Consider the following 25,601-nt stretch of genomic DNA (forward strand, 5'->3'; position numbering starts at 1 on the left):
GCAAGAGAAGACCGGTCAGGCGGGTTGCGCCGCCACGGTGCGCGGCAGCACGCGCGGCGTGACGAGCGCCACCGCCACGAAGACCAGCGCGTTGACCGCCAGCGCCACCAGCCCGGTGTTGAGCGACTTGAAGACCACGGGCGCCGCCGGGAACAGCGTGCCGAGGTTCGCGCCGGTGGTCATCGTGAAGGCCAGCACCGCACCGCCCGCGAGGATGCCCGCAAAGGCGGCGTGCTTGCTGCCGAAGGGTTTCTTCCGCAGGCTGAACAGCAGCGAGGGCAGCAGCTGCGTGAGCAGGCTCGACGCGAAGATGGCCACGGCCACGATGGTGGTGCCGCCGCGCAGCACGAAGTACACGGCCACCAGCGCGAACAGGGGCAGCACGCCGCGCGCCACGCGCGAGACCTGCTTGTCGGTGGCATGGGGCGCGAAGCCTTCCTTGTAGACGTTCTTGCCGATCACCGTGGAAGCGGTGAGCAAAATCATCGAGCCCGGCACCAGCGCGGTGAGCACGCCCGTGCCGCCGATCACGCCGACGAACCACGGATCGAAGGTGTGCTTCACGAGGCCGAACAGGGCCAGGTCGACCTCGGAGCCCTTGAGCCCCGGCACCTGCAGGATGGCCGCGAAGCCCACCAGGAACAGGAAGGCGATGACCACCTGGTACAGCGGCATCAGGATGGTGTTGCGGCGCACCGCGCTCGCGCTGCGCGCGGCATACACCGAGGTCAGGTTGAACGGGTACAGGTAGTAGCCCAGCGCCGTGAGCAGGATGGTCGAGTTGTACCAGGTGAGGTTCAGGCCCTCTTTCGGAAACTCGAAGAAGCTGGGGTTGGCCGCGTGGATGGCGCTGAACATCGGCGTGACGCCGCCGTAGTAGTGCCACGGCAGGTACACGCCCAGGAACACGGCGAGCACGAGGATCAGGATGTCCTTCACGATGGCGATGCTGGCCGAGCCGTGGATGCCCGAGAACAGGATGTAGCTGACCATCACCAGCGTGCCGATCCAGATCGCCACCTGCGGCGCGATGGAGCCGTACGAGGCCTCCGACACGATGATGCCCAGCCCGCGCAGCTGGATGGTGAGCAGCGCCACCATGCCCATGAGCGCGACCACCGACACCAGCACGCCGAGCGGGCGGCTGTCGTACTTGTGGGCGAAGAAGTCGGAGAACGACACCAGCTTGTGCGCGGTGGCGTAGCGCCAGATGGCCGGCAGCATCCAGAAGGCCATGAGGTAGGCCAGGCCGCCGTAGGCCAGGATGTAGAAGGCCGGCGAGCCCTTGCTGTACGACCAGCCGCTGGCGCCCAGGAAGGTGAAGGTCGAGAACGACTCGCCCGCCATGAGCAGGAACACCATGATCGTGCCCAGCCCGCGCCCGCCCAGCGCCCATTGCTCCAGGCTCATGGTGCGCCCGCGCCGCGCGAGCACGGCCAGGCCGAGGGCGCCGGCCACGAAGAGCGCGATCACGCCGAGTGCGGCGTTCATCGCGCGTCTCCTGCAGATTGCGCGTCCTGCGCGTCGAGGTCACCCTCGGCGCGGTCGATGACCACCATGACCAGCGAGGTCAGCACCAGCCAGCTCACGTTCCAGACCATCAGGAAGGGCATGCCGAGCACGAAGGTGGGCGCGACGGACGACAGCCATCCCCCGCTGAAGAAGGCGGCGACCGGCAGCAGGGCCAGCCATTTGGCGAGTTTCATGGGATGTCTCTGTGTGTTCGGGTGGTTGGAAATTCGATCTTCTTTTGGTTAACCATTTTGTATATTTTGGTTAACCAAACGGCGCAAATGGTACGGAGCCGGGCGGGCCGCGTCAATCCGGGGGCTTTCCCGGAGGTGACGGGGTGCAGGCAATAATCCGCAGGCCCATGCCTGCCGCCACCCGCCGATCCGCCACGCCCGCCCCTTCGACCGAACCCATCGAGTCCGCTGACGACGCGAACGTGGACGAGCGCGTCTACGCCGCCGTGTCCAAGGCGCTGCTCAGCGGCAAGCTGCGCCCCGGCACGCCGCTGCGCGAGCGCGCGCTGGCCGAGGCGCTGGGCTGCACGCGCGGCGCGGTGCGCAAGGTGCTGGCGCGGCTGGGCTCCGAAAGGCGGCTGGTGCTGGAGCACAACCGCGGCGCCTTCGTGCCCAACCCGTCGATCGACGACATGCGCGGCATCTACCGCGCGCGCCGCATCGTGGAGGCCGGGCTGGTCGCCACGCTGTTCGGCCGGCTGGCGCGCGAGCAGGTGGCCGCGCTGCGCAAGCACGTGCAGGCGGAGCAGAAGGCGTTCAAGGAAGGCCGGCGCGAGGACGCGATCCGCCTGGCCGGCGACTTCCACCTGCTGCTGGCGCAGATGGCGGGCAGCGACGAGCTGCTGTCGTACATCCGGCGGCTGATTGCGAACACCGAGCTGTACAAGGCGCTGTACGACTCGGCCGAGGCCGCGAGCTGCGCGCCGCGCGAGCACGAACAGATCATCGAAGCGCTCATGGGCGACTCGCTCGACGCCGCGCTGGCCGTGGCGCTGGAGCACCTGGACGAGCTGGAGCAGCGCGTGATCGCAGGCGCGGCGGCGGAGCAGGAAGTCGACCTGGCGGCGCTGCTGAACGGCAGTGCCCCGGCGCGAAGCCACGGCCACGATCACTGAGGCTTTCGCGCCCACATTTCGTCCACCAGCGAAGTGTCGAGGGGCCGGTCTCGCGAAGATCGGCGCACCATGCCAACGACCCCGCTCGCCGCCTCAGGCCGCCCCCACGCCCCTGCCTTCGAATGGGCGCTGCTCGCGGTGCTCGCGACCTGCTGGGGCGCCTCGTACACCTTCATCAAGATCGGCGTGGCGACGATCCCGCCGGTCACGCTGATCGCGGCGCGCACCCTGATCGCGGGGTTGCTGCTGCTCTTGATGCTGCGCGTGCGCGGCGTGCGCTTGCCAACAGATGGCGCGACATGGCGGCGCTTCGCGCTGCAGGCTTGCCTGAACAGCGTGCTGCCGTTCAGGCTGATCGCGTGGGCCGAACGCAGCGTGGATGCGGGGCTGGCGACCATCCTCAACTCGACCTCGCCGATCTTCATCTTCCTGCTGGGCTGGGGCCTGGGCGGGGCGGGCAAGCCCACGCTGCAGCGCCTCTTCGGCGTGGGGACGGGGCTGGCGGGCATCTGCCTGATCGTGGGCTTCGAGGCCTTGCAGGGGCTGGGGCATTCGCTGCTGGCGCAGCTGGCGCTGGTGGTGGCCGCCGTCTGCTACGGCTGCGCCGCGATGTTCGGCCGCGTGTTCAAGGGCCTGGACCCGATGGTGCCCGCGGCCGGCTCGCTGCTGAGCGGCGCGGCCCTGCTCGTGCCCGCGAGCCTGGCGATCGACAGGCCCTGGACGCTCGCCCCCTCCACCGCCTCGGTGCTCGCCGTGCTGGCGCTGGCGGTGCTCTCCACGGCGCTGGCTTTCACGATCTACTTCCGGCTCATCAAGACGCTGGGGCCGATGTCGACCTCGGCGCAGGCCTACCTGCGCGTGCCCATCGGCGTGACGATCGGCGTGGTGTGCCTGGGCGAGACGCTGGCGCCCACGGCGTGGATCGGGCTGGCCTGTGTGGTGGTGGGCGTGGTCGCGATGACGATGCCCGACACACAACTTTTGCGCCGGGGCCTTCGTTTTTTACGCGGCTTTTAGACCCGCGCTTCTACGCTGCCGGCTCCTCCATCCGTTAGCGAATTCTTTCGATGAAACACCTCCTTCGCACCGCCTTGCCGGTGCTCGTTCTTCCCACCCTGTTCGCCCTGCCGATGCTCGCCAACGCGCAGCTCACGGGCAACGTGGCGCTGACCACGAACTACAAGTTCCGCGGCCAGGACCAGGACACGCTGGGCAAGAACGACTACGCCAAGACCCGCGGCTTCAAGCCCGCCGTGCAGGGCGGCTTCGACTACACCTTCGGCGACAGCGGCTTCTACATCGGCAACTGGAACTCCAGCGTCAACTGGCTCAAGGGCAACAGCCTCGAGAGCGACCTGTACGGCGGCTACAAGTTCAAGGCCGGCCCGCTCGACATGGACGTGGGCGCCCTCACCTACCTGTACCCGGGCAATTCGACGGGCAACACGACGGAGCTGTACGCCAGCGCGGGCTACACCGACGCCACGCTCGGCTCGTTCACGCTGAAGTACTCGCACACGGTGTCGAAGGACTACTTCGGTTATGCCGGTGCCAAGACCGGCTCGGGCCGCACGGGCCGCAACACCGGCTACCTGAACCTGGCCTACAGCAAGGAGATCGTGCCCAAGGTCACGCTGAAGGCGGCCGTGGGCTACACGAACATGTCGAGCGACATCCGCAGCCTGGGCTACAGGAGCTACGTGGACTACAACGTCGGCGCGACGTACGACTTCGGCAGCGGCCTCACGCTGACCGGCTCGGTGCAGGGCGCGAACAAGAAGAGTTCGTACGTTTCCGTGGCCAACCCGGGCTTCGACTACGGTTTCGGCACCGTCGGCCAGACGACCTACTCGCCGAACAAGGCCCGCTTCATCCTCACGCTGACCAAGACGCTGTGATCAGTCGATGCTGATGTTCGCCGCCTTGGCGACCTCGGCCCACTTCACGCGGTTGGCGTGCACGGTCTTCTTGAACTGGGCGGGCGACTCGATGCGCACGGTGTTGCCCTGGCTCTCGAAGCGCTCGCGGATCTCGGGCTGCTCGAGCACGGTCTTCACGGCGGCGTTGAGCTTGTCGACGATGTGCGCGTCGGTGCCCTTGGGCGCGAAGATGCCGAACCAGATGGCGCTGTCGAAGCCCTTGGTGCCGGGCAGGCCGCTGGAGGCGATGGTCGGCACCTCCTTCACGGCCGGCACCGCCGTGGCGGTGGTCACGCCCAGCAGGCGCACCTTGCCGGCCTTGTAGTGCGGCAGCACGGTCTGCACCTGGTTCATGATGCAGCAGGTCTCGCCGCGCACCACCGAGGTGATGGCCTCGGGGCCGCCCTTGTAGGGCACGTGGACCATGTTCAGGCCCAGGCGCGAGTTGAACTCGGCAAAGGCCATGTGCGTGCCCGCGCCGTTGCCGGTGGAGGCGTAGTTGTACTTTCCGGGGTTGGCCTTCACCAGCTCGACGAACTCCTTGAGCGTGCGCACGTTGATCACGTCGGGGTTGATGGTGAGCACGTTCGACACGTCGAGCACGGGCGCCACGGGCACGAAGTCGGCCTCCACGTCGAAGGGCAGCTTCTTGTACAGCGCAGCGTTGCTGCCGTGCGTGGCGGCGGTGCCGAACGAAAGCGTGTAGCCGTCGGGCTTGGCGTGCGCGACGTACTCGCTGGCGATGTTGCCGGCGGCGCCCGACTTGTAGTCGATGATCACGGGCTTGCCGAGCTGGCGCGACAGCGGCTCCTGGATGGCGCGGGCGACCACGTCGACGCCCGAGCCGGCCGGGAAGCCCATGATCAGTGTGACGGGTTGTTGCGGCCAGTCGGGCTGGGCCAGCGCCAGGGTCGATGCGGCAGCGGTGCAGAGCAAGGCGCCAGCGGCCAGCAGGGCGCGACGCGGGAAGGGAGAATGGGCCATGTCGGTCTTTCTTCGAGGCGGACGGTGCAGGCGCCGATTGTGGCGCGCGGCTGATATCTGTTTGCACATGTGCTTATGCACCGCGCCCCTTGCCTCTCCATAATCGCTCCATGGTCCGCCCCACACAACAACTCCACACCCATCGCGAACCGGTGCCCGTGCGCGCCGCCGCCACCGTCCTGCTGCTGCGCGACACCGACGCCGGCCTGGAGGTCTTGATGACCCGCCGCTCGGCCACCGCGAGCTTCGCACCCGGTGCCTACGTCTTTCCGGGGGGCCACATCGACGCGGCCGACGCCGCCGCCGCGCGCATCGCGGCACGCCGCGCCACGCAAAGCGACACGCAACACACGCAGGCCATCGCCGCGATCCGCGAGGCCTTCGAAGAACTCGGCATCCTGCTGGCCCGCCACGCCGACGGCCGCGCCGTGACTGCCGGCGAGGTCGCCGCGATGGACCGCAACGCCACCGCCGGCACGGCCTTCGCCGACCAGTGCGCGGCGCGCGGCCTGGTGCTGTCGGCCGACCAGGTCTTCACCTTCGCGCACTGGATCACCGACCGCGACCTGCCCAAGCGCTTCGACGTGCCCTTCCTGGTGGCACGCATGCCCGAGGGCCAGGTGCCCACGGCCGACGAGAGCGAGCAGTTCGAGCCCTGCTGGGTGCGCCCGGCCGACGCGCTGGCGCGCCACGAGGCGGGCAGCTTCTTCATGATCTTCCCGACCATCCGCACGCTGCAGCGCATGGCGGCCTATGCGACGGTCGATGCGGTGCTCGCGGCCTGCGCGCCCGGTGCCGACGGCCAGGAGAGGCCGCTGTGGACCAGCTGCCCGCGCGCCGGCCTGCTCAAGGGCGAAGACGCGCGCTACATGGAACACGAGTCGCCCTTCGGCGAGCTCGCGCTGGTGTGCCCCGACGGCCAGATCGCGCACGCGCTCGACTGGCAGAGCACGCAGCCCGTGGCGTTGCTGAAGAACGTGCAGCGCCTCACGGCGCCGAACCCCAGCGCCATGACCGGCCCGGGCACCAACACGTATCTCGTGGGCGACGCGGCCACCGGCTACCTCGTGATCGACCCGGGCCCGAACGACGCGACGCACCTCGCACGGCTGATCGAAGCCACGCAGGGCGACATCCGCCTGATCGTCTGCACGCACTCGCACGCCGACCACTCGCCGGGCGCCGCGCCGCTGCAGGCGTTGTGCGCTGCAGAGCGCAAGCCGCCGATCCTGGGCCTGTCGTCCGCGCCCACGGCCCGTTCCACCGCGCGCTTCAGCGCCGAGCGCGAGCTGGCCGACGGCGAACGGCTGGTGCTCTCGGGCACCGCGCCCGACGGCACGCCGCTCGTGCACACGCTGCGCGCCATCCACACGCCCGGCCACGCGGCCAACCACCTGTGCCTGGTGCTGGAAGAAGACGGCCTGCTGTTCTCGGGCGACCACATCCTCAACGGCAGCACGACGGTGGTCGATCCGCCGGACGGCGACATGACGGCGTACCTCGATTCGCTCGACAAGCTCGACGCGGCCTGCGCGGCCGGCGGCATCGACTTCATCCTGCCGGCGCACGGCTACGTGATCGGCTTTGCGCGCACGGCCATCGCGCACCTGAAGGCGCACCGCCTCAGGCGCGAGGCCAAGATCGCCGCCGCGATGCAGCGGCTGCCCGACGGCACGCCCGAGCAGTGGCTGCCGCTCGCCTACGACGACGTGCCCGAGCGCATGTGGCCGGTGGCGGCGCGTTCGCTGGCGGCGCACGTGGCGCGCATCCGTCAACTGGCCGACGCGCGATGAACCGCTCGAACCGCCCCTCTGCGCCCGACGACGAAGGCGTGCGCCTGGCCAAGCGCGTGGCCGCCATGGCCCAGGTGTCGCGCCGCGAGGCCGAGCTGCTCATCGAGAACGGCGCAGTGCGCGTGGACGGCGTGCCCGCCCTGCTGCCGCAGTCGCGCGTGCAGCCGCACCAGCAGGTCGAGATCGCCGCCGGCGCGCGGCCCGAGCCCGTGGTGCCGGTGACGATGGTGCTCTACAAGCCCGCCGGCATGCCGACCGACAACGCCCACCAGCTGCTGGTGGCCGCCAACCACCACGAGCCCGAGCGCGAGGGCCAGCGCTTCCTGCCGGCGCATGCGCGCGGCCAGCGCTGCATGACGCCGCTCGAAACCGGCGCCAGCGGCCTCGTGGCCTACACGCAGGAATGGCGCATCGAGCGCAAACTGCAGGAAGACGCGGGCATCCTCGAACACGAAGTGATGGTCGACGTGGCCGGCCCGGTGAGCCCCGAGGTGCTGGCGCGGCTGGAGCGTTCGCCCGCGCGCGTGAGCATCGGCCGGCAGTCGCCCGAGCAGACCGGCCTGCGCTTTGCACTCAAGGGCGCGCGGCCCGGGCAGATCGCGCACATCTGCGACGGCGTGAACCTGCGCATCGTCGCCATGCGGCGCCTGCGCGTGGGCCGCGTCTCGCTGGCCGGGCTGCAGCCGGGCCAGTGGCGCTACCTGGCGCCGAACGAGCGTTTTTGAAAGCGGCTTGAGGACGACGAGGCAGCACCGCAAACTGCCACCTGAAGACAGCGGCCCCGCGCCGCACACGGGAGATACCAGCACCATGAAGTTCGGCACACCGATCCGCACCCTGGCCTGCACCCTGCCCCTGACGCTGCTGGCGGGCTGCAGCTACCTCACGGCCTTGCTGTTCCCGGACGCGCCGGTCGGTTCGCCGACCGAAGCGACAACAGCCGCCCCGCCCGCCGTGGTTTCCAAGGACGGCCTCGCGCCGATCACCGCGGTGCAGGTGGATCGCATCCGCGAAGCCGTCGGCGGCAAGCCCCCGAGCCCCGCGGTGGGCAAGGTGGTGGGGAGCGCGTCGCCGACCATCGAATCCTTCTTGCGCACCGAAGGCTGCATCACGGCGCGCAACGGCGCGGTGCTCAACCCCTTCGCGGCCCCGGGTCGGCTGTTCGACGGCACGGGCTTCCAGGGCGGGCCGATGGCCGAGATGCAGTACCACGACAAGACCGCCTGCGTGACGGTGCAGCGCATCCAGAACTGGAAGCTGGTGTCACCCCGGCTGCTGCGCTTCGAGGTGGTCTACGTGGGCGACGACGGCGAGGAGCGCGCCATCAAGCGCCACGAGCTGACGCGCCAGCCCAAGGGCGGCTGGCTGTTCACGCGCTGAGCGGTGTGACCGGCGAGCGGCGCGTGCCGCTCAGCGGACGGTCGTGGCGGGCTTGTCTTGTTGGCCTTGTGCGAGCGCGTCATCAGCCGGCTCCCAGCCGCCGCCGAGCGCCATGAACAGCACGACCTGGTCGTCGGCCAGCTGCGCCTCGCTGGCGGCCAATGCGGCGTCGGCGCCGGCCAGTGCGCGCTCGGCGTCGAGCGCGTCGAGGTAGGCGGTGCGGCCGTTGCGGTACAGCTGGCGCGCCTGCGCGGCGACCTTGGCGCTTTCGTCGCGCGAGGCCTGCAGGGCGGCGCGGCGGTCGAGCTCGCGGGCGTAGGTGCCGAGCGCGGTCTCGGTCTCGCGCAGCGCCGTCAGCACGGTGCCGTCGAACTTGGCGAGCGCGGCGCGCGTGCCGGCCTCGGCCTGCGCGATGCGGGCCTGCGCGGCGCCGGTATTGGGCACGGTCCACGAGATCAGCGGGCCGACGCTCCAGGCCAGCGTGTCCTGGCGGCCGAAGCCGGTGGCATGGCCGGCCGACGAGCCTGACAGGCCCAGCGTCACCTTCGGATAGAGGTCGGCCGTGGCCACGCCGATGCGCGCGGTCGAGGCAGCGAGGCTGCGCTCGGCCTGGCGGATGTCGGGCCGGCGGCGCAGCAGCGCGGCGCCATCGCCCACCGGCAGTGCGCCGGCCACGCGCGGCGGCGTGGTGCAGTCGGCCACCTCGCGCGGAAAGTCTTGCGGCAGCGCGCCGGTGAGCGTGGCCAGGCGGTAGAGCGCGCCCTGGCGCTGGGCCTTCAGCGGCGGCAGCGCGGCGTCGAGCTGCGCGAGCTGGGCGCGCGCGCGGCCGGCGTCGATGGCGCCGGCACGGCCCGCGCGCTGCAGGCGCTCGGTGACGTTCACGGCGTCCTGTTGCAGCGCAACCGACTTCTGCGCGATCTGCAGCCGCAGGCCGGCCGAACAGGCCTCGGCGTAGGCGCGCGCGGTGCCCGCCGCAACGTTCACGCGCACGAGGTCGAGCGCGGCTTCGGCGGCCTGGCTGCTGGCGGCCGAGGCCTCGATGGCGCGGCGGATCTGGCCGAACAGGTCGACCTGGTACGACAGCGACGCGCCCGCGCTGTAGTTGAAGGTGTTCGGCGGCTCGTAGCCCTTTTGCAGCAGCGACAGGCCCGAGACGTGGCCGAACGACGGCCCGCCGTTCACGCCGATGGTGGGGTACTTGGCACCGGCCACTTCAGTTTCGATGGCGCGTTCGCGCTCGAGGTTGGCGACGGCCTGGCGCAGGTCGGTGTTGTGCGCAAGGGCCTGGGTGACGAGCCGGTCGAGCAGCGGGTCGTGGTACAGGCGCCACCAGTGCGCGGGCAGCGGCGCGGCGTTGGCCGATGCTTCGGCGAACGGCTTGCCGGCAGCCGGCTGGCTGGCCAGCGCCTCGGGCGGTTGCCGGTAGTCGGGGCCGACCGCCGCGCAGGCCGCGAGCCCGGCCGCGACCGCGAGCGAAGCCATGCGAAAGGCGAAGCGGGTCATGGCGGTCATCCCTTCTTCGGTGCGGCGGCAGCGTGGGCCGTGTCGTGTTCGAGGACCTGCACCGTGACCGTCTGGCCGGCCACGAGGCGCGCGCCCTCGGGCAGCGGGTCGAGCTTCACGCGCACCGGGATGCGCTGCGCCAGCCGCACCCAGTTGAAGGTCGGGTTCACGCTGGGCAGCAGGTTGGCGCTGGTGGAGCGGTCGCGGTCGGCGATGCCGGCGGCCACGCTGTCGACCGCGCCTTCGAGCACCGCGCCGCCGCCCATCGGCGTCACGCGCACGCGGTCGCCCAGGTGGATGCGCGGCAGCTTGGTTTCTTCGAAGTAGCCCTCGACGTAGAACGACTGCGCATCGACCAGCGCGAGCACCGGACGGCCCGCGGCGGCGTAGCTGCCCTGGCGCAGGTCGAGGTTGGTGACGAGGCCGTCGGCCGGCGCGCGCACTTCGGCGCGCTGCAGGTTCAGGCGCGCCGAATCGAGCGCCACCTCGGCCTGCGCGACGGCGGCCTGCGCCTGCTCGACGCGGGCGCGGGTCTGTTCGCGTGACTCCTTGGACACCAGCTCGTCGAGCCCCGTGTTGCGCGCGTTCTCGCGCTGGGCCTGCGCACTCACGGCGCGCTGCGCGGCGAGCGCGGCCTGCGCCTGGCGCACGGCGAGGTCGTAGCGCGCGCGGTCCACCTCGAACAGCAGCGTGCCGGCGGCGACCGGCTGGTTGTCGCGGATCGGCACGGCCGTGACGAGGCCCGAGACGTCGGGTGCGATCTGGACCACGTTGGCGCGCACGCGTCCGTCGCGCGTCCACGGTGCGAGCTCGTAGTGGTCCCACAGGCGAAAGCCCGCCCAGACGGCGGCGGCCACCACGGCCACGGTGAGGAGAACGCGCAGCAGGCTCTGGGCCCGGGGGTTGTCTGCGAAGGGGTTGGCTTTCATGGAAATCTCTGTGTGGTTTGCGTTGTCATTGCAGGTGCGCCGTGAGGCGGCTCAGGCCGTACAGCAGCAGCAGGTACAGCGCCATGTCGAACAGCGCCGGGTGCCACACCCAGCGGTACAGGCCGGTGGCGGCGAGCAGCCGGCGCACGCCCCACAGGGCGAGCAGCGCGGCGCCGGCCAGCAGCATGAGCCAGGGCACGTAGAGCCCGTAGAAACTGGCTTCGCCGATCATGCGGAAGCTCCTTGCGGTGAAGAGGAAGACACAGCCGCGAGCGAAGGCGGTGCGTCGGGAAACAGGTTGCGGCGCAGGCCGACCAGCGCGGTGACGGCGGCGCGCGAGGCGGTGGAGCTGTCGCGCGCGGCGAGCACGGCCGCCAGCGCTTCATCGATCTGCGGCAGCAGCGCCGCCGGACGCGGCGCCATGCGGCCTTCGCCGCGCTGGCGGAAGAACCGCGCAATGCCGCCGAGCAGCGCGGCCGAGGTGGCCATCGGCAGCTGGGCGCGCACGCGCTGCAGCACGGCGATGTCGGCGCCCATGCGCAGGTCGCGCAGCGCGTCGTTGGCAGCCACGCCCTCGACGGTGCCGCCGGCCTGCGCGATGCGCGGCGCCAGCAGGCCGATGCGGTCGAGCATGCGCACGGCGTAGGCGTCGCTCTGCGCGTACTGCGGCTGGGTGGAGGCGGCCATGTCGCCGAGCTCGCGCCAGGTGGCGCGCTGGATGCGGCGCGCGCTCCAGTCGGCGCCCACCGAGCGCACCAGCCGCGTGACGCGCGCGGCCATCACCACGCCGACGATCTGGCCGGTCATGCTGTTGATGAAGCTCACGAGGTCGGCGCTGGCGGTGTCGTGCATCGCCAGCGTGCCCGACACGCCGAAGACCAGCGCCATCGCGGCCATGAAGTGCGTCGGGCGCGGCAGATACAGGCCCAGCACCAGGAACAGCGGCGCGCAGACCAGCGCGAGCATGCCGAAGTCCTGCACCGTGGGCATGAGCACGAGCACGTAGACGGCCGAGATGGGAATGGACCACAGCGTCCACTTCAGGAAGCCGTGCATCGCGGGCACGGGGTCGTCCATGGTGGCGAAGAAGCAGCAGAAGACGGCGGCCATCATGGTGGCGGCCGAACCCATGGTCCAGCCCGTGAGGATCCAGAACGCGCCGCACACGCAGATCGCGATGACGGCGGCCAGCGCCGACAGCAGCGCCATGCCGTGGTCGCGGTGCATCGCGCGCTGGCCCAGCGCGGCCGTGCGGCGCAGCGGCGCGCCGCCCTTCAGGCCTTCGTCGATGTCGCGGCGCAGCCGGGCGCAGGCGGTCCAGCCGTCGACCAGTTCTTCGAGCCGGCCCGCGAGGCCGATGCGCAGTGCGCGGGTCCAGGGACTAAACCCCGCGTCCTGCGCGCTGCCCAGCGCGGCGATCGCCTGGCGCAGCGCCTGCAGGCGTGCGGAGGCATCGACGGCCGGGTCGCTTTCGTCGCGCAGCCACTGTGCGGCCAGCGCCAGCACGGCGGTGACGTCGGGCGCGAGGCGGCCTTCGGCTTGCGCCAGCGCCTGCAGCCGGTCTTCGACGGCCGACAGCGCGGGCGTGAGCGCCGCCACGCGGTCCTGCATGGCGCGGATCGCGCCGGCGGTCCAACGCAGGTGCGTGGTGTCGAAGGGCACGTGGGTCGAGAGCAGGCGCAGCTGCGTGATGTCGCCGGCGAGGCGGCGGCGGTCGTCGTCCAGGCGCTTGGGGTCGGCGTCCTTGGGCGTGCTGCGGTCGCCGGGCTGGAACAGGTCGCCGATCCATTGGCGCGCGTCCTTCAGCGTGCGGTCGAGCAGGCCCAGCACGGTGGGCGCGAGCCCCGCGGGCAGCACGAGGCTGTGGACCAGCGTGGCGCAGAAGATGCCCAGGCCGATCTCTTCCACGCGCGCCACGGCGGTGTCGAACAGCACGAGCGGCGTCTGCACCGACGGAAAGCCGATCAGCGCCGCCGTGTAGCCCGCGAGCATGAAGACGTACGAGCGCGGCGTGCGGTCGAGCAGCGACACATACAGGCACAGCCCGACCCACAGCGCGAGCACCAGCGTGAGCAGCTCGGGCGCGTTGGACAGCGCGGGCACCATCAGCACGGTGGCAACGCTGCCGATGAGCGTGCCGCAGAAGCGGAACACCGCCTTGGAGCGCACGGCGCCGGCCAGCGGATGGGCGACGACGTAGGTGGTCATGAGCGCCCAGAACGGGCGCGGCAGGCCGGCGCGGCTGGCCAGGTACATCGCCAGCATCGCGGCGGCGAAGCTCTTGACGGAAAAGAGAACTTCCGCGCGGGTGAAGCGCGGCAACGTCATCGCCGTGGACATCTACTGGCCGCGCCCTTCCTGCTGCAGGCTCTGCATGCCGGCGGCACTGCGGCCGAGCTTGGCCTCGAGCGCGCCGAAGACGCGCAAGGTGGCGGCGATGTCCTCGTCGGGAATGCCTTCGAACAGCGCGGCGCGCATCTGGCGCAGCGCGGCCTCGATGGGCTCGCAGACGGCGCGGCCGGCGGGCGTGAGGTGCAGCGTCTTGGCGCGGCGGTCGGCCGGGTCTTCGCGGCGCTCGACGAAGCCGGCCTCGACCAGCTGGTCGAGCGAACGCACCAGCGACGGCCCTTCGATGCCCAGCGCCTCGGCCACCGTGCCCTGGCGCACGCCGTCTTCCATGCGCCCGAGCACCACCACCGGCCAGGCCAGCGTCTGCGACAGGCCCACGTGCGCCACCGCCTTGTCGGCCGCCGCGCGGTAGCCGCGCTGGAGCACCGACAGCGAGGTGCCGAGCCGCATCAGCGCATGTTCGCGCAACGGGGAGATGGGTTCGGTATCGGCCACGGCGTTATCAATTAGTTAGCTTGCTAACAATTGTACGGGTTTCTACCAAGTCTTGCACGTGGCCGCGCACGACGTCAGCGCGCGGCCCAGGGAAAAGGGGGAAGGGAAAGAAAAGTGTGAAGCTCGCCGATAAGCCGGATTCTGTGCACCGGAGCCCTCTTGCGAAGACCCCGGCGTGACCGCCATTACTCTGGGCCGTTTGTCGCCAAACGGCTCGATGCCACCTACCCGCCAGCTCAGCGGAACCACCTCGATACTGGCCTACTTGGTGTTGCTGCGCGCAGAGATTGCCCGTTTCACCCGAACTGAATCGGCTCGTCTCTGTTGCTCTGATCCTCACCTCACGGTGGAGAGTCGTTAACTCCTGCGCTGTCCTGTGCAGTCCGGACGTTCCTCCAGTGCGATCTTTCGACCCGATGCTGTTGCCCGAAGGCAGAGCATCGTCCCTTTCGGGCTTGCACCAGCGGCGGTCTGGCGTGCTTCACCGCTCGATTATCGCCCGCTCCATCAATGACCCTTCAGGCGGTGCCGCGCGCCGACTTTCAACCGGGCGTTTCGCTGTCGCCAGCCTGCACCAGGCCCAGCTTGCGCAAGGTCCGGTGGAAGTTGCTGCGGTCGATGCCGGCCTCGCGCGCGGCGCTGGCCACGCGGCCGCCGTGGCGGGCGAGCAGTTCCAAGAGCCAGGCCCGCTGGAAGGCCTCGGTCGCGTCGCGCAGCGTGCCGCCAGCGATGGCAGGCCCCGCGTGTTCGTTCGCCGGGGCCTGCACGGGCGCTGCCATGGCGCTTCCGACGACGGCAGCGCTGTCCAGCGCCAGGTGATGCGGTTCGATCGCCGTCCAGCGCGAGCCGCGCGGCTGTTCCCGGAACGCCCGCAGCGAGGCGCGGCTGATCACATGCTCGAGCTCGCGCACATTGCCCGGCCAGCCGTGCGCCAGCATGGCGGCCTTCGACGCCGGCGAGAGCCGCAGGTTGCGCGCGCCCAGCCGGTGCTGGTTCTCCTCGAGAAAGCTGCCGGCGAGCACGAGCACGTCGCGCCCCCGCTCGCGCAGCGGCGCGACCACGAGCGGATAGACCGACAGCCGGTGGTACAGGTCGGCGCGAAAACGCCCCTGCGCGATCGCCGCGGGCAGGTCGCGGTTGGTGGCCGCGATCACGCGCACGTCGACCTTGCGCATGCGGTCGCTGCCGGGGCGCTGCACCTCGCCGCTTTGCAGCACGCGCAGCAGCTTGGCCTGCACGCTCAGCGGCAGCTCGCCGACCTCGTCGAGAAAGAGCGTGCCGCCGTCGGCGATCTCGAACTTGCCGTCGCGGTCCTGCACGGCGCCGGTGAACGCGCCGCGCTTGTGGCCGAAGAGTTCGCTGTCGGCCAGCGACTCGGGCAGCGCCGCGCAGTTGACCTGCACGAGCGGCTGCTCGCTGCGGCGCGAGCGCGCGTGCAGCCGCTGCGCGACCAGGTCCTTGCCGACGCCGGTTTCGCCGAGCAGCAGCACCGTGAGGTCGGACACGGCGACGGTGTCGATCTCGTGGCACAGCTGCTTCATCGCCGGGCTGCTGCCCAGCAGTTCGCGGGGCGCGCCACGCCCCGCACGCAGCGCCTGCGCGACGGCCTGCTCGCGCATGGCGCGCGCCTGCATCTCGCGGATCGTGTGGGCGGCCTCGATGCCGGTTTCGACGAGGGCGATCAGTGCCTCCATCTGCGCCGGGCCCACGGCATCGAAGGCGTGCGGTTCCAGCGCATCCAGCGTGAGCAGGCCCCAGACGGCGCCGCGCAGGCGCAGCGGCGCGCCCATGCAGTCGTGCACCGGCAGGATGCCCGGCTGGCCGGCGACGAGGCCGTCGTACGGGTCGGGCAGGTTGCAGTCGTGCGCGAAACGCAGGCCCCGTTCGCTGTCGAGCAGGCGCGCAAAACGCGGATGGGCGGCGACGGGAAACTGGCGCCCCAGGGTTTCATCGCTCAGGCCGTCGACCGCGATGGGCTTCAGCACGTCGACGTCGAGCTGCAGCAGCGCGGCGGCATCGCAGCGGACCAGTCCCCGCGCGGCGGCGAGCAGCGACCGGTAGCGGGCAGCCTCGGCTTCGGGCTCAGGCTCGGGTGGTGAGGCCTCGGTGGTCGAATCGACACGCAATGTGGTCATAAGTACAACGCTGAAGTTGTTGCTAATTTGACCACGCCCAATAAATCCCCAATGGCGTCAAGCACTTGCAGAGGCCTTCCGGCTGGCACGGATCGTGAGAAGACAAAGGCATCTCAACAGAGGAAGCGCCAGACCATGAACCCGCAAACCATCGCCATCGTCAAGTCCACCGTGCCCGCGCTCCAGGCCCACGGCGAGGCCATCACCAGCCACTTCTACAAGATCATGTTCGAGGGCCATCCGCAGGTGAAGGCCTTCTTCAACGAGGCGCACCAGGCCGCCGGCACGCAGGCGCGCGCGCTGGCGGGCGCGGTCATCGCCTATGGCGCGCACATCGACCGGCTCGAAGCGATCGCGGGCGCCCTGCCCCGCATCATCCAGAAGCACGCCGCGCTGGGCGTGCTGCCGGAGCACTACCCGATCGTCGGCCACTACCTGCTGCGCGCCGTGAAGGAGGTGCTCGGCGATGCCGCCACCGACGAAGTGATCGCCGCCTGGGGCGAGGCCTACGAATCGCTGGCGGGCCTTCTCATCGCCGCGGAAGAAGCCGTCTACAGCGCCAACGCGGCGCAGCCCGGCGGATGGCGCGGCACGCGCGAATTCCGCGTGGCCCGGCGCGAGGACGAGAGCGAGGTCATCACCTCGTTCTACCTGGAGCCCGTGGACGGCGGCGCGCTGCTGGCCTTTTCGCCGGGGCAGTACCTCACGCTGGTGCTGGAGATCGACGGCCAGCCGGTGCGGCGCAACTACTCGCTGTCCGACGCGCCGGGCAAGCCGTGGTACCGCATCAGCGTGAAGAAGGAAGAAGGGGGCCGCGCCTCGAACTGGCTGCACGAGGCCGCCGCGGTCGGCACGCGGCTGCAGGTGCAGGCGCCGTGCGGCGACTTCGTGCTGCAGCCCGCCGGCGAGCAGGCGCGGCCCCTCGTGCTGGTGACGGGCGGCGTGGGCATCACGCCCGCGATGAGCATGCTCGAATCGGTGGCGCACACGGGCCGGCCGGTGCACTTCGTCCATGCGGCGCGGCACGGCGGCGCGCATGCGTTCCGCGCCCGCGTCGACGCGCTCGCGCAGCGGCATGCGAACGTGAAGCCGCTGTATGTCTACGACGCGCCGCGCGAGAGCGACACGCCGCACGCGACCGGCTTCGTCACCCGCGAGCTGCTGGCCGGGCTGCTGCCGGCCGACCGCGACGTCGACCTGTACTTCCTCGGACCGAAGCCCTTCATGCAGGCGGTGTATGCGAACGGGCTGGCGCTCGGCGTGCCGAAGCAGCAGCTTCGCTACGAGTTCTTCGGGCCGCTGGAAGCCCTGGAGGCCTGAACCGCAACGGCCCGCCATCCCCTCGTGCTGAAACGGTCGCGGGCCGGGTGCAACCCGGCCCAGGGGGCGCCACAATGCGCGCTGACCATCCGACCCTCGCACCCAAGGAGATTCCATGAAGGCCCAGAACATCCTCCAGACCATCGGCAACACGCCGCACATCCGCATCAACCGCCTGTTCGGCCATGCGAAGCAGCAGGTCTGGATCAAGTCGGAGCGCGCCAACCCCGGCGGCTCGATCAAGGACCGCATCGCGCTGTCGATGGTGGAAGACGCCGAGAAGAGCGGCGCGCTGAAACCCGGCGGCACCATCGTCGAGCCCACCTCGGGCAACACCGGCATCGGCCTGGCGATGGTCGCGGCCGTCAAGGGCTACAAGCTGATCCTGGTGATGCCCGACAGCATGTCGGTGGAGCGCCGCCGCCTCATGCTGGCCTACGGCGCCACCTTCGACCTCACGCCGCGCGCCAACGGCATGAAGGGCTCCATCGCCCGCGCCGAGGAAATCGTGGCCGGCACGCCGGGCGCGTGGATGCCGCAGCAGTTCAACAACCCCGCCAACGTCGACGTGCACGTGCGCACCACGGCCGAAGAGATCGCGGCCGACTTTCCCGAGGGCATCGACGTGCTCATCACCGGCGTGGGCACGGGCGGCCACATCACCGGCGTGGCGAAGGTGTTGAAGAAGAAGTGGCCCAAGCTGCAGGTGTTCGCAGTGGAGCCCGTGGCTTCGCCCGTGATCTCGGGCGGCGCGCCGGCACCCCACCCCATCCAGGGCATCGGCGCAGGCTTCATTCCGAAGAACCTGGACACCTCGCTGCTCGACGGCGTGCTGCAGGTCGACGCCGAACCGGCGCGCGAAATGGCGCGCCGCTGCGCGGTCGAGGAAGGCATCCTGGTCGGCATCTCGTCGGGCGCGACGCTCGCGGCCATTGCGCAGAAGCTGCCCTCGCTGGCGCCCGATGCGGTGGTGCTGGGCTTCAACTACGACACGGGCGAGCGCTACCTCTCCGTCGAAGGCTTCCTGCCCGCCTGATCCAGCTACAAGTTTCATAGCGCCTCGGGCGCTTAAAATCGTCGGTCTGCTTGATAACCACAAGCCCCACGACATGCTGCGAATCTCCGAACTCAAACTCCCGCTCGACCACGCGCCTGACGCGCTGGCCACCCTGATCGCCCGAACGCTCGACGTTCCACCCGAAGCGATCGCCTCCCACACCGTCTACAAGCGCAGCTTCGACGCCCGCAAGGTCGACCTGCTCACGGTCTACATCTGCGACGTGCAGCTAGCCGACCCGGCGCTCGAAGCCGCGCTGCTGGCCAAGCACGCCAGCCACCCGCACATCCAGCCCGCGCCCGACATGCGCTACACGCCGCCGGGCCAGGCGCCTGCGGACGCCACGCGCCCCGTGGTGATCGGCTTCGGCCCCTGCGGCATCTTCGCGGCGCTGATGCTCGCGAAGATGGGCTTCAAGCCCATCGTGCTCGAACGCGGCAAGACCGTGCGCCAGCGCACCCGCGACACCTGGGGCCTGTGGCGCAAGAGCGTGCTCAACCCCGAGTCGAACGTGCAGTTCGGCGAAGGCGGCGCCGGCACCTTCTCGGACGGCAAGCTCTACAGCCAGATCAAGGACCCGCGCTTCCTCGGCCGCAAGGTGATGGAAGAGTTCGTGAAGGCCGGCGCGCCGCCCGAAATCTTGTACGTCGCGCACCCGCACATCGGCACCTTCAAGCTGGTGAAGGTGGTGGAGAACATCCGCGAGCAGATCGTCGCGCTCGGCGGCGAGATCCGCTTCGAGCAGCGCGTGACCGATGTGCACATCGAAGACGGCCACCTGCGCGGCCTGACGGTGCTCGACCAGACCACGGGCCTGAGCAGCGAACTGCGCGCCGACCACGTCGTGATGGCGCTGGGCCACAGCTCGCGCGACACCTTCGAGATGCTGCATGCGCGCGGCGTGTACATCGAGGCCAAGCCTTTCTCGATCGGCTTCCGTGTCGAACACCCGCAGGGCCTGATCGACCGCGCCCGCTGGGGCCGCCACGCGGGCCATCCGCTGCTCGGTGCGGCCGACTACAAGCTGGTGCACCACGCGAGCAACGGCCGCTCGGTTTACAGCTTCTGCATGTGCCCCGGCGGCACCGTGGTCGCGGCCACCAGCGAGCCGGGCCGCGTGGTCACGAACGGCATGAGCCAGTACTCGCGCAACGAACGCAACGCCAACGCGGGCATCGTGGTGGGCATCGACCCACGCGACTTCCCGGGCGATGCGCTGGCGGGCATCGCGCTGCAGCGCCAGCTCGAAAGCAACGCCTACGTGCTCGGCGGCAGCAACTACCACGCGCCCGGCCAGCTGGTGGGCGACTTCATCGCCGGCAAGCCGTCGACCGCGCTCGGCAGCATCATCCCGTCGTACAAGCCCGGCGTGACGCCGACCGACCTGCACCAGGCCCTGCCCGCCTACGCCATCGAGGCGATGCGCGAGGCCTTCCCGGCCTTCGGTCGCAAGATCAAGGGCTTCGACACGCACGACGCCGTGCTCACCGGCGTGGAAACGCGCACCTCGTCGCCGATCAGGATCACGCGCGGCGACGACTTCCAGAGCCTCAACGTGCGCGGCCTCTACCCGGCCGGCGAAGGCGCGAGCTACGCGGGCGGCATCCTGTCGGCCGGCGTGGACGGCATCAAGGTGGCCGAGGCCGTGGCGCGCAGCGTGCTCGGCAGCGCCGTTTGACGATGCACTTCCACCGCCCCACCACCGGCCAGCTGGCCGTCGCCACGCTGGCGATGGCCGCCGTGGTGCTCGCGTCCAACCTCCTGGTGCAGTTCGCGATCAACGACTGGCTCACCTGGGGCGCCTTCACCTACCCGGTGGCCTACCTCGTGAGCGACCTCGTCAACCGACGCTTCGGCCCCGGCATGGCGCGGCGCGTGGCGTGGGTCGGCTTCGCGGTCGCCGTGGCGGTGTCGCTGCTGCTGGCGCCGGCGCGCATCGCCGCCGCCTCGGGCCTGGCCTTCATCGCTTCGCAGCTGCTCGACATCCGCGTGTTCGACCGCCTGCGCCGGGGCCTGTGGTGGCGCGCGCCGCTGGTGGCCACGGTGATCGCGGCCGTGCTCGACAGCATCGTCTTCTGGGGCATCGCCTTCGCAGGCACCGACGGCCCCTGGCTCACCTGGGCGCTCGGCGACCTGGGCGTGAAGCTCGGTGTCGGCGTGCTGATGCTGCTGCCGTTCCGGCTGCTGATCGGGCGGCAGGTCCCTGACCGAGGTGACCGAGGCGCTGCACGCGCATGACCATCCGCCCTGACAATACCCGCAGGATGTTCCGGCCGCGCTGACCGCGCGGGACCGGTTGTTCTTTTTCTTCTCTTTCCATCCCCTCGCGCCCATCGCCGAGCCTTCCGTATGACCGACGCATCCACCGCCGCCCCGAACACGAACTCGCGCAACGCACGGCGCCAGCGCCCGGACATGGCCGAGCAGCTGCAGCAGCTGAAGTCCGGCGCGGGCAGCACCGACGCAGGCGCTGACGCGTCGGCAACGCAGCCCGCTCCCGCGCAACAGCAGCAACAGCAACGCCCGCCGCGGGCGAAGCAGCAGCGCCCGCACGGGCAGCAACAGCCGCAGCAAGGGCGCAAGCCGCGCGGACAGCAGCCGCAACAGCAACAACAGCCCGAAGCCCAGCGCGCACCGCGCAAGGTCAACCCGGTGCTCGAGCGCCTGTTCGAGCTGTACCCGCAGCTGTTCGGCGCGCGCTTCGTGCCGCTGAAGCTCGGCGTGTACGAAGAACTGATCGCGCGCCATCCCGAAGACTTCAAGGCCGAAGACCTGAAGATCGCGATGGGCCAGCATGCGCGCTCCACGCGCTACCTCGAGAGCGTGGCCGCCGGCCATGCGCGCCACGATCTGGACGGCAACGCGCTCGACCCGGTCGCGCCCGAGCACGTGCACCACGCCATCCTCGAACTGCACCGCCGCCGCTCGCACCGCAACCCCGGCGAAGACCTGCGCCCGCAGCTGGTGACGCGCATCGCCAAGGCCATCGAGGCCTCGGGCCTCGACCACGAGGCCTATGCCGTGCTGGTGCGCTCGCGCGACGCCAACAACAACGCCGTCGTCGACGAAGCCCTGGCCGAACTCGCCCAGCAGGCCGCCAAGCGCGAAGCCCTGCTGCGCGCCTTCGAAGCCAGCGGCCGCAGCGAACAGGAGTTCGCCGACATGTACGGCATGAAGCCCGGCGACGTGACGCGCACGCTGCAGCGCGTGCGGGACGACAAGAAGCGGGCCGAGGCAGCGGCCGCTGCCGCAGCGGTGGCCGCTGAAACGGCAGCAGCAGCGCCTGAAGCGCAGGCAGCGCCCGAAGCAGAAGCCGCGCCGGCCGCCCCCGAAGCGCCCGCCGCGGACTGACGCAGCACGCCCGCCCATGAAAAAAGCCGCCACATCACTGTGGCGGCTTTTTTCATGGGCGACCGCGTTGTGGGCCGCCGTGCCTGCAGCTTGCTCAGCGCGCGTTCTGCAGCGCCGCAATGCGCTCTTCGATCGGCGGGTGCGTCGCAAACAGCTTGCCCATGGCGCCCGTGATGCCCATGGCTTCGACGGCCTTGGGCAGTTCGCCGGCCGGCAGGCCGCCCAGGCGCGCGAGCGCGTTCATCATCGGCTGGCGGTTGCCCATGAGCGCGGCGGCGCCGGCGTCGGCGCGGAACTCGCGCTGGCGCGAGAACCAGGCCACCACGATCGCGGCGGCGAAGCCGAGCACGATGTCCAGCACGATGGTGCTCACGTAGTAGCCGATGCCGGGGCCCGACGAGCGGTCGTCGCCGCGGCGCAGGAAGCTGTCGACCGCGTAGCCGATCACGCGCGAGAGGAACACGACGAAGGTGTTCATCACACCCTGGATCAGCGTCATCGTGACCATGTCGCCGTTGGCGATGTGCGCGACTTCGTGGCCGATGACGGCCTCGACCTCTTCACGCGTCATGCCCTGCAGCAGGCCGGTGGACACAGCCACGAGCGACGAGTTCTTGAACGCGCCGGTGGCGAAGGCATTGGGCTCGCCTTCGAAGATGCCGACCTCGGGCATGCCGATGCCGGCCTTGTCGGCGAACTTGCGCACGGTGCCGACGATCCAGGCCTCGTCGGGCGACTGGGGGTTGTCGATCATGCGCAGGCCGGCCGTCCACTTGGCCATGGGCTTGCTGATGAGCAGCGAGATGATCGCGCCGCCGAAGCCCATCACCAGCGCGAAGCCGAGCAGCGCCGTCAGGTTGAGCCCGTTGGCCGTGAGAAAGCGGTTGACGCCGAGCAGGCTGGCGACCACGCCGAGCACCGCGACGACCATCACGTTGGTCAGGACAAACAGAAGGATACGTTTCAAGTTGAATTCTCCGTGGGGAACACTGCCGTCCAGATGAGGGCCAGAAGGCCCGCTTCAAGCCTGCCCGGTCGGGAATACCGCTGTTGTCGTAGGTTGTGACGGGCGCGGCGCGGTGGCGTGCGGTAGAGCAATGATAGGAGTAAAAGTTCTACGAACGGGGCCGGAAGACCTTCGGATCGTCGTAGTAATCGGGTGTTTCGTTGGCACCGCACCACCCCGGAACGCCAAGCACCGGCAACGGTGCGAAGGGCTTGCGTGCCATGTGTTCGGGCGTGAGGTGGCGCGCCAACGCCGCGTCGTCGAGCGGGCCTGCGACGGCAGGCAGCAGCAGCACATGCGCGGTCGCGGCCTTGCGCGGCACCACCAGCTTTTCGAGCAGCGCATGGCCGAACACGCGCAGCCGGGCCTGCGCCCAGAGTGCGCGCCGCGTGACGAACAACGCCTGCCAGTCGCGCGCCACCAGCGCCTCCCACAGCGCAGGCGGTGCATCGAGCACCGCGCCGTTCTCGTCGAACAGCGTGAGCGCATCGCGCAGCGGCCCGCGCGTGGCGCCGACGCCGGCGCGTGCGATCTCGGCGGCCTGCAGTTCGTTGAGCCGGCGCTTGGTTTCGGGAAAGGCCAGCCAGACCAGGCCGTTGAAGAAGTCGTGCAGGTTGTCGCGCGTGGGCACGGTGCGCGTGCGGAAGATGTGGGCCTCGTAGGCCTGGCCCTCGGGCAGTGCGTCCTGCGTGACGAAGTCGGGCACGGCGGGTGGCTTGGCGCTTTGCAGCGCGGCGGCGACGGTGCCGGTCTGTGCAACGGCCCGCGCCACGGCTTCGCCGGGATCACGGTAAGGGGCCAGCCAGGGTGCGGCCCAATCGATGGCCGCGACCGCCGGCAGGCCCGGGGTCAAGGCGCGGACGCCCCCGTCCATCGGATGCGGTCGGGATGCTGCATCACCGCGAACTCGCCCGTGAGCTTGTCGAAGAGCTTGAGCGAGCTGCCGCTCTTGCTGAGCAGGCCGGCGGTGCGCAGGGCCTTGGCCACGTCGTTCAGCGGCACGTCGGTGCCGCGGCGCAGCGCGGGCACGGCCTGCAGGATGAACTCGGCGGCTTCGGAGATTTCAGGCTGCTGCGGCGGTGGCGGTGCCACCGGCTTGGCCGTCTTCGCCGCCGTCTTGCGCGCGGTCTTGGCCGCAGCCTTCTTCGCGGGGGCGGTCTTCGCGGCCGGCGTCTTCTTCGCAGCCGCCACCTTCTTGGCCGGTGCGGTGCGCACGGCCGGCTTGATGCCGTGGTGCGCGAGGTCGATGAAGCTGTCGTAGATGCCGACGGTCTCTTCGCCGGTCTTGCCCTGCTGGCCGATGCCGCAGACGCGGCAGCCCTTTTCGCGCAGGCGGATCACCAGCGGCGCGAAGTCGGAGTCGGACGACACCAGCACGACCACGTCGGGCCGCTCGGCGATCACGAGGTCGATGGCGTCGACGGCCAGCGCGATGTCGGTGCTGTTCTTGCCCGCCGACAGGTTCACCATGGGCCGCACCGACAGCCGCTTGAACAGCGCCTGGCGGTTCACGGCCATCTCGGCGTTGCAATAGGCGCGGCGCACGTGGATGGCGCCGTAGTCCTCCATCGTGCGCTGCACGGCCTGCTCGATCACGTCGGCCGAGACGTTGTCGGCGTCGATCAGCAGCATCACGCGCAGCGACGACAGGGGCACCGGCGCCGTCATGCGAGCTTCCAGTTCACCGTCTCGCCGCCGCGCAGCGGCTTGAGCGTGGCTTCGCCGTAGGGCACGGTCTCGGGCAGGGTCCAGGTTTCGCGCTTCAGCGTGATGGTGTCGGTGTGGCGCGGCAGGTCGTAGAAGTCGGGGCCGTGGAAGCTGGCGAAACCTTCGAGCTTGTCGAGCGCGTTCACGCTGTCGAAGGCCTCGGCGTACAGCTCGATGGCGGTGAGCGCGGTGTAGCAGCCGGCGCAGCCGAGTGCGTGTTCCTTCAGGTGCGCGGGGTGCGGCGCGCTGTCGGTGCCCAGGAAGAAGCGGTCGCTGCCGCTGGTGGCGGCTTCGACGAGCGCCACGCGGTGCGTCTCGCGCTTGAGCACGGGCAGGCAGTAGTAGTGCGGGCGGATGCCGCCGGTGAAGATGGCGTTGCGGTTGTACAGCAGGTGGTGCGCCGTGATGGTGGCGGCCGTGAAGCGGTCGGCGTCGCGCACGTAGTGGGCGCCTTCCTTGGTGGTGAGGTGCTCGAACACCACCTTGAGCTCGGGGAAGTCGCGGCGCAGCGGAATCATCACGCGGTCGACGAACACCGCTTCGCGGTCGAACAGGTCGATGGCCGGGTCGGTCACTTCGCCGTGCACCAGCAGCAGCAGGCCGTGCTTCTGCATGGCCTCGAGCGTCTTGTAGGTCTTGCGGATGTCGGTCACGCCGGCATCGCTGTTGGTGGTGGCGCCGGCCGGGTAGAGCTTGAGCGCGCGCACGCCGGCCTCAGCGGCCAGCGCGATTTCTTCGGGCGGCAGCTTGTCGGTCAGGTAGAGCGACATCACGGGCTCGAAGGACGTGCCCGCGGGCACGGCGGCGCGGATGCGGTCGCGGTAGGCCACGGCCTGGGCGGCGGTGGTCACGGGCGGACGCAGGTTCGGCATGATCAGCGCGCGGCCGAACTGGCGGGCGCTGTGGGGCACGACGGCTTCGAGGGCGGCGCCATCGCGCACGTGCAGGTGCCAGTCGTCTGGGCGGGTGATCGTGAGGGTGTCTGTCATTGCGGCGAGATTGTCGCATCGCCCCTCGACCGGAGCACCCCGG

At 70.2% G+C, this 25,601-nt stretch carries 24 protein-coding genes and 1 other RNA gene; 11 read left to right on the plus strand and 14 right to left on the minus strand.

All coding sequences use genetic code 11. From position 1 onward, the window contains the following. Nucleotides 1-15: 15 nt before the first annotated feature. Nucleotides 16-1,491 (minus strand): sodium:solute symporter family protein, encoded by a 1,476-nt coding sequence (locus AC07SQ_RS18280; RefSeq protein ID WP_495272306.1) that lies wholly within the window; start codon nucleotides 1,489-1,491, stop codon nucleotides 16-18. Then, entirely contained in the window at nucleotides 1,488-1,706 is a 219-nt protein-coding gene (locus AC07SQ_RS18285) for a DUF3311 domain-containing protein (RefSeq protein ID WP_495272305.1), read from the minus strand. The genes AC07SQ_RS18280 and AC07SQ_RS18285 overlap by 4 nt, the downstream gene beginning before the upstream one ends. Before the next feature lie 167 nt (nucleotides 1,707-1,873). Between AC07SQ_RS18285 and AC07SQ_RS18290 the strand changes: the two genes are divergently transcribed. From AC07SQ_RS18290 to AC07SQ_RS18300, 3 genes are all read left to right on the plus strand, one after another. Next, entirely contained in the window at nucleotides 1,874-2,641 is a 768-nt protein-coding gene (locus tag AC07SQ_RS18290; protein ID WP_495272304.1) for a GntR family transcriptional regulator, read from the plus strand. Nucleotides 2,642-2,710: 69 nt separating this feature from the next. Next, nucleotides 2,711-3,658, plus strand: coding sequence for a DMT family transporter (locus tag AC07SQ_RS18295; RefSeq protein WP_495272303.1), 948 nt, complete (start codon nucleotides 2,711-2,713; stop codon nucleotides 3,656-3,658). 50 nt (nucleotides 3,659-3,708) lie between these two features. Next, entirely contained in the window at nucleotides 3,709-4,539 is an 831-nt protein-coding gene (locus AC07SQ_RS18300; protein WP_495272302.1) for a TorF family putative porin, read from the plus strand. Here AC07SQ_RS18300 and AC07SQ_RS18305 read toward each other — a convergent pair whose 3' ends face one another. Beyond that, entirely contained in the window at nucleotides 4,540-5,544 is a 1,005-nt protein-coding gene (locus tag AC07SQ_RS18305) for a Bug family tripartite tricarboxylate transporter substrate binding protein (RefSeq protein WP_095743580.1), read from the minus strand. It lies immediately after the preceding gene. Nucleotides 5,545-5,654: 110 nt separating this feature from the next. On the opposite strand from AC07SQ_RS18305, the gene AC07SQ_RS18310 reads away from it, so the two are divergent. From AC07SQ_RS18310 to AC07SQ_RS18320, 3 genes are all read left to right on the plus strand, one after another. Further along, on the plus strand, nucleotides 5,655-7,337 hold the full coding sequence (locus AC07SQ_RS18310; RefSeq protein WP_495272301.1) for an MBL fold metallo-hydrolase: 1,683 nt from the start codon (nucleotides 5,655-5,657) through the stop codon (nucleotides 7,335-7,337). Then, the gene (locus tag AC07SQ_RS18315; RefSeq protein WP_159278590.1) at nucleotides 7,334-8,062 is read left to right on the plus strand and encodes an RNA pseudouridine synthase; all 729 of its coding nucleotides are present in this window, start codon (nucleotides 7,334-7,336) and stop codon (nucleotides 8,060-8,062) included. Before AC07SQ_RS18310 ends, AC07SQ_RS18315 begins: the two co-directional genes overlap by 4 nt. A gap of 85 nt (nucleotides 8,063-8,147) precedes the next feature. Further along, the gene (locus tag AC07SQ_RS18320) at nucleotides 8,148-8,717 is read left to right on the plus strand and encodes a hypothetical protein (protein ID WP_495272300.1); all 570 of its coding nucleotides are present in this window, start codon (nucleotides 8,148-8,150) and stop codon (nucleotides 8,715-8,717) included. A gap of 30 nt (nucleotides 8,718-8,747) precedes the next feature. Here the strand turns inward: AC07SQ_RS18320 and AC07SQ_RS18325 are convergent, their stop codons facing one another. The 7 genes from AC07SQ_RS18325 to norR all read right to left on the minus strand — a co-directional run bounded on the left by AC07SQ_RS18325 (nucleotide 8,748) and on the right by norR (nucleotide 16,128). Then, complete coding sequence (locus AC07SQ_RS18325) at nucleotides 8,748-10,229, minus strand: efflux transporter outer membrane subunit (protein ID WP_495272299.1); 1,482 nt, start codon at nucleotides 10,227-10,229, stop codon at nucleotides 8,748-8,750. Further along, the gene (locus AC07SQ_RS18330; protein ID WP_495272298.1) at nucleotides 10,226-11,149 is read right to left on the minus strand and encodes an efflux RND transporter periplasmic adaptor subunit; all 924 of its coding nucleotides are present in this window, start codon (nucleotides 11,147-11,149) and stop codon (nucleotides 10,226-10,228) included. The genes AC07SQ_RS18325 and AC07SQ_RS18330 overlap by 4 nt, the downstream gene beginning before the upstream one ends. Before the next feature lie 25 nt (nucleotides 11,150-11,174). Further along, nucleotides 11,175-11,381 carry a DUF1656 domain-containing protein gene (locus tag AC07SQ_RS18335; RefSeq protein WP_062483051.1) on the minus strand — a complete coding sequence of 69 codons (207 nt, stop codon included), beginning with the start codon at nucleotides 11,379-11,381 and terminating at the stop codon, nucleotides 11,175-11,177. Next, nucleotides 11,378-13,477, minus strand: coding sequence for an FUSC family protein (locus AC07SQ_RS18340; RefSeq protein ID WP_495313010.1), 2,100 nt, complete (start codon nucleotides 13,475-13,477; stop codon nucleotides 11,378-11,380). The genes AC07SQ_RS18335 and AC07SQ_RS18340 overlap by 4 nt, the downstream gene beginning before the upstream one ends. 12 nt (nucleotides 13,478-13,489) lie before the next feature. Continuing rightward, the gene (locus AC07SQ_RS18345) at nucleotides 13,490-13,948 is read right to left on the minus strand and encodes a MarR family winged helix-turn-helix transcriptional regulator (protein WP_139701559.1); all 459 of its coding nucleotides are present in this window, start codon (nucleotides 13,946-13,948) and stop codon (nucleotides 13,490-13,492) included. Between the two features lie 159 nt (nucleotides 13,949-14,107). Beyond that, an RNA gene (gene rnpB / locus AC07SQ_RS18350) (RNase P RNA component class A) lies at nucleotides 14,108-14,476 on the minus strand. 59 nt (nucleotides 14,477-14,535) lie between these two features. After that, nucleotides 14,536-16,128, minus strand: a complete 1,593-nt coding sequence (gene norR, locus AC07SQ_RS18355; protein WP_495272296.1) for a nitric oxide reductase transcriptional regulator NorR — start codon at nucleotides 16,126-16,128, stop codon at nucleotides 14,536-14,538. Nucleotides 16,129-16,263: 135 nt separating this feature from the next. Between norR and hmpA the strand changes: the two genes are divergently transcribed. The 5 genes from hmpA (at nucleotide 16,264) to AC07SQ_RS18380 (ending at nucleotide 21,856) form a co-directional block, all read left to right on the plus strand. Next, nucleotides 16,264-17,448, plus strand: coding sequence for an NO-inducible flavohemoprotein (hmpA, locus tag AC07SQ_RS18360; protein WP_495272295.1), 1,185 nt, complete (start codon nucleotides 16,264-16,266; stop codon nucleotides 17,446-17,448). 115 nt (nucleotides 17,449-17,563) lie between these two features. After that, nucleotides 17,564-18,484, plus strand: coding sequence for a cysteine synthase A (cysK, locus tag AC07SQ_RS18365; protein ID WP_062478599.1), 921 nt, complete (start codon nucleotides 17,564-17,566; stop codon nucleotides 18,482-18,484). 73 nt (nucleotides 18,485-18,557) lie between these two features. Beyond that, complete coding sequence (locus AC07SQ_RS18370) at nucleotides 18,558-20,183, plus strand: NAD(P)/FAD-dependent oxidoreductase (RefSeq protein ID WP_495272294.1); 1,626 nt, start codon at nucleotides 18,558-18,560, stop codon at nucleotides 20,181-20,183. Nucleotides 20,184-20,185: 2 nt separating this feature from the next. Then, nucleotides 20,186-20,743, plus strand: a complete 558-nt coding sequence (locus AC07SQ_RS18375) for a VUT family protein (RefSeq protein ID WP_139701420.1) — start codon at nucleotides 20,186-20,188, stop codon at nucleotides 20,741-20,743. Nucleotides 20,744-20,854: 111 nt separating this feature from the next. Continuing rightward, nucleotides 20,855-21,856, plus strand: a complete 1,002-nt coding sequence (locus AC07SQ_RS18380; protein ID WP_495272293.1) for a ProQ/FinO family protein — start codon at nucleotides 20,855-20,857, stop codon at nucleotides 21,854-21,856. Nucleotides 21,857-21,950: 94 nt separating this feature from the next. Here AC07SQ_RS18380 and htpX read toward each other — a convergent pair whose 3' ends face one another. The 4 genes from htpX to pyrC all read right to left on the minus strand — a co-directional run bounded on the left by htpX (nucleotide 21,951) and on the right by pyrC (nucleotide 25,558). After that, entirely contained in the window at nucleotides 21,951-22,823 is an 873-nt protein-coding gene (gene htpX, locus AC07SQ_RS18385) for a protease HtpX (protein ID WP_056575841.1), read from the minus strand. A gap of 148 nt (nucleotides 22,824-22,971) precedes the next feature. Next, entirely contained in the window at nucleotides 22,972-23,715 is a 744-nt protein-coding gene (locus AC07SQ_RS18390; RefSeq protein WP_495272292.1) for a DUF3025 domain-containing protein, read from the minus strand. Beyond that, entirely contained in the window at nucleotides 23,712-24,530 is an 819-nt protein-coding gene (locus AC07SQ_RS18395; protein WP_369644790.1) for an NYN domain-containing protein, read from the minus strand. Before AC07SQ_RS18395 ends, AC07SQ_RS18390 begins: the two co-directional genes overlap by 4 nt. Continuing rightward, a complete protein-coding gene (gene pyrC / locus AC07SQ_RS18400; RefSeq protein WP_070060172.1) occupies nucleotides 24,527-25,558 on the minus strand; it encodes a dihydroorotase in 1,032 nt (343 codons plus the stop codon). Before pyrC ends, AC07SQ_RS18395 begins: the two co-directional genes overlap by 4 nt. Nucleotides 25,559-25,601: the final 43 nt, after the last annotated feature.

The sequence above is a fragment of the Variovorax sp. GW821-FHT06D12 genome (assembly GCF_059419205.1).